Genomic DNA, 3,197 nt, shown 5'->3' with positions numbered 1-3,197 from the left:
CGGCCTGTCGCCGACGGGAAGAACCCCGCCCACTCGCGCTCGAAAAACTCCCAGTCGATCAGCGTGGCCAACGTCACCAGCTCGTGGCGCAGGTCGATCAGGTCAACGAGCCGCGGACGGAGGAGATCATCCTGCTCGGGTGGAGGCGGGCGGTGCTTCATCGAGGGACCAGAAATTGCAGAGTTCTGGCGGAAACCCTACGAAACCCTGCACGTCAAAACGACTGAAACTTCCGGTTTGCGACACCAGATCAAAGGATTCGACGTTGTTCAGGCCGAACTATTCTAGAGTTTTACCTACGGCGATAGATGGCTGCCGCTGGTTGCCGCGCTCCTTGAGGACCTAACTGGGAGCGCACGCCAAACCGGATCACGCATATCGATCAAGAGATGGGCACCCGCCTCAACGTCCACCTGAGGCCCAAGAACAATCGGGCGGCAGGGACCGTGCGTGACTTCGGGTGCCCGTTGTAGACTGGAACGGAGCCGCCCGCCTGATGCCGATCGTGCTGCTGCCACTCACGACTGCTTGCCTAGTGTTGGCCAGCCTGACTCGAGTCTGGGCCGTCCCGATGCTGTTTATCTGTTTGGGGGTCTTATAGGGGCTGATCATCCCCGTCGTGGGTGCGCTCTGGTTCGAGTTCTACGGGACGGCGCACATCGGGGCCATTCACTCGCTGGTCACGGCCTATCTGGTCGCAGCCTCGGCCCTGGGCCTGGGCCTCGCTGGCGTAGTTATCGACGCGGGAACTGAGCTCGAGGCGCAGGCCTAGGGCTACTCCGCGTGATACCTGCTCTGGGCCGGGGTCTACTTGTCCTTGCAAGGCGCGCTCCGGAGACGGACGGCGGAGATTTCAAGAGCCTTCGCGTGATCGACCTGTCAGCTCGCTCTCGCGCCTCGAAGATCACCAGATCAATGAGAGCGTCCGCCGCAAAACGCGTGTTGATCAGGATCTCGGCCCGGCTTGCAAACCCGTTCCTCTCGATTAGCAGCCTCTCGCCTTGGTTGAGCGATAGCCTAGTCCTGTCTAACGGCCTGAGGGTTCGAAGGTATTGGCGCAAGAAGGCGAGCTTCACCACAGCGGCGAAGTTGATGGCCAGCCTTTCACGCCGGGGGGCGATGGGGCGGCATCCCTTGAACCAGCCCGCGCAGCGCTCGATGGCGTTGCGCCTGCATTAGAGGTTCGGATCGAAGGTGCGCGGGCAGCCCTGGCCCATGTTGCCGCCCTTACGAGGTGGAATCGCGGGCCGGATCCGACGTTGGCGCAGATGCGCGAACACCGGTCGGGTGCTATAGGCCTTGTCTCCGGCGAGATGATTGGGGCGGGTGCGGGACTGCCCTTGCAGGCCGGGCAGGCGCACAACTTCTAGGGTCCGTTCGAAAGCTGTCAATTCGTGCCGCTGCCCGGGGGGGGGTGAGCGTGAAGGCAAAGGGCAGACCAGCCCCATCGGTCACCAAGTGGATCTTGGTGCCGAGGCGCTACACAATTTTCAGCGCCAAGCCAAACACGCCAAGTGGCCGATCATGGCCCCGCCCTCTGGCCGGAGATTGGTCCGCCGTTGACATCCCTTGCGTCGCCAGCGGCCGAAACGCTCGTAGGGCGTCGGCCAAGGGCCAAAGCGCTCCGACAGGTCCCGCCCTGTGCGCCTGTGCAGAGCTTCCACATCAGCCCGTTCACCACATGCCGATGGTCTCGCCAGCGACCGCCGCCGCGTCGTCCAGAGCGAGGCATCAGGTCGGCAATCAGCTCCTATTGTGCGTCGCTAGGCTCGTACCATCGCATTGCCGGCCTCCGCCTTGGTGAAACTCACCAGAGCAGCCGTCACCAGCCTCATGCCCTTGCAGAGGCCGTCAGACAAGACCCAAGCGCGGATAGGCCAAATCAGAATCAAGCCGGTCGGCTCCTGAGCTTCCACCGAGCCAAGGAGGCGGCTCGGAGCGGGGCCAAGGCGGCTCGTTCAGGGACCGCAAGGCGAGTGAGCCACAGAACGGGATCACAGTCGCCCGGAGCGAGCTTCAAGGGGCGGTTGAGGGATCCCTGCATCAGACGCGAGCGGGGGCGGATTGCCGGCGGCGTAAAGCAGCCCGATCAGGTCACGTGTGATGGCGCTTTCCAAAGGCTCAGCCAAACGCGTGGGGCAGAACAGGCTGATCGTGACGCGGTACTTGCCGATATCCGTCGTCGAGTAGCGGATGCGCTCCTCGGGGTCGAGGATGTCTACGCCTGAGCGCCGCTCGATGTGGGCGTTGACCCGAGCGGCCTCGGCCTTGTGCGGCGCATAGTGCCGCTCCACGATGGCGGCGATCCGGTCCGCCTGCCCAGCGACGTCCACATCCGGCTCGGTGGTCACCGAAAAGCTGTGGAAAGTATGGTCCCTTACGGTGGACAGGTTGCGAATGGGGTTACTGAAGAAGGTGCTGTTGGGCAGAACCACCGTGCGAGCGGTGGCGTGGAACGTACCCTGCTCGAACTCCTGAAGCGTGGTGGCCAGCAAGCTGTGGTCGACCACCTCGCCCCGGAGATTGGCCACCTCTATCCAATCGCCTACGGAGAAGGCGCGCGAGGACATCCGTAGGACCGATCCCGACACGCAAAGGATGAGCTCCTTGGTGGCCACCACGAGGGCCACTGCAACGGCGGTCAGCGACAGGGCAAAGGTGCGCAACTGCGGGGCCCAGATCAGCACGAGCCCAAGCAGCAGCAGAAAGAGGAACACGTTGCGGGCCGTGGCCAGCCACCGCCGCAGAATGTGCGGCGGCACCTCGGTGCGGGCTCTGAGGAGACGTGCCACAAGGCCGCGGGCGATCCAGAGCACAACAAGAAGAAGCAAGGACGCGAGGAGATCGACCCCGGGCAACGGACGGAGGTCGATCGCCTCAAGGTCGATCAGCGCTCGCAGGTCAAGGTCCCAGTCCATGACACCAACATCCGACAGGACGGCTGTGGGATCAAGGTGACGTCACCTTGCGCCTGCGCTGGACGTTTGGAACCATCTCCTTCGCCACGACGATCCGGCCTGGGACCGAGCCGGGCCAGTTCGCATTCCGCGCTACAGGGACAAACCCGACCGTCGTGACGGCCGGGCCGCTTCCCCTCAGGGCCGGTCCGGGCCGCGCGGGCTGTCCTGACGCGGGCGCTTGCTGGGGCTGAACGGCACCCACCAGCGCCGCGCGTCCTCGGCTCCTGCAAGCGCGGG

2 protein-coding genes and 1 pseudogene are annotated in these 3,197 nt (G+C 64.2%); 1 reads left to right on the top strand and 2 read right to left on the bottom strand.

Annotation, left to right across the window (positions count from 1 at the left end; genetic code table 11):
• A pseudogene (locus FHG71_RS22900) lies at positions 1 to 161 on the bottom strand (IS5/IS1182 family transposase); the annotation flags it as partial.
• Between the two features lie 458 nt (positions 162 to 619).
• Between FHG71_RS22900 and FHG71_RS23865 the strand changes: the two are divergent.
• A complete protein-coding gene (locus FHG71_RS23865) occupies positions 620 to 772 on the top strand; it encodes a hypothetical protein (protein WP_176559603.1) in 153 nt (50 codons plus the stop codon).
• Between the two features lie 1,222 nt (positions 773 to 1,994).
• Here the strand turns inward: FHG71_RS23865 and FHG71_RS22885 are convergent.
• On the bottom strand, positions 1,995 to 2,918 hold the full coding sequence (locus FHG71_RS22885) for a mechanosensitive ion channel domain-containing protein (protein ID WP_139084097.1): 924 nt from the start codon (positions 2,916 to 2,918) through the stop codon (positions 1,995 to 1,997).
• Between the last annotated feature and the right edge of the window lie 279 nt (positions 2,919 to 3,197).

This window comes from Rubellimicrobium roseum (genome assembly GCF_006152145.1).
GTDB classification, from domain to species: Bacteria; Pseudomonadota; Alphaproteobacteria; order Rhodobacterales; family Rhodobacteraceae; genus Rubellimicrobium; species Rubellimicrobium roseum.
Note: the sequence above shows the minus strand (reverse complement) of the source record. Positions and strands in the feature narration are given on the sequence as shown.

Bases quoted from the DNA above. Each gene is read 5' to 3' on its own strand.
- FHG71_RS22885 (WP_139084097.1), bottom strand. From the start codon at position 2,918: ATGGACTGGGACCTTGACCTGCGAGCGCTGATCGACCTTGAGGCGATC.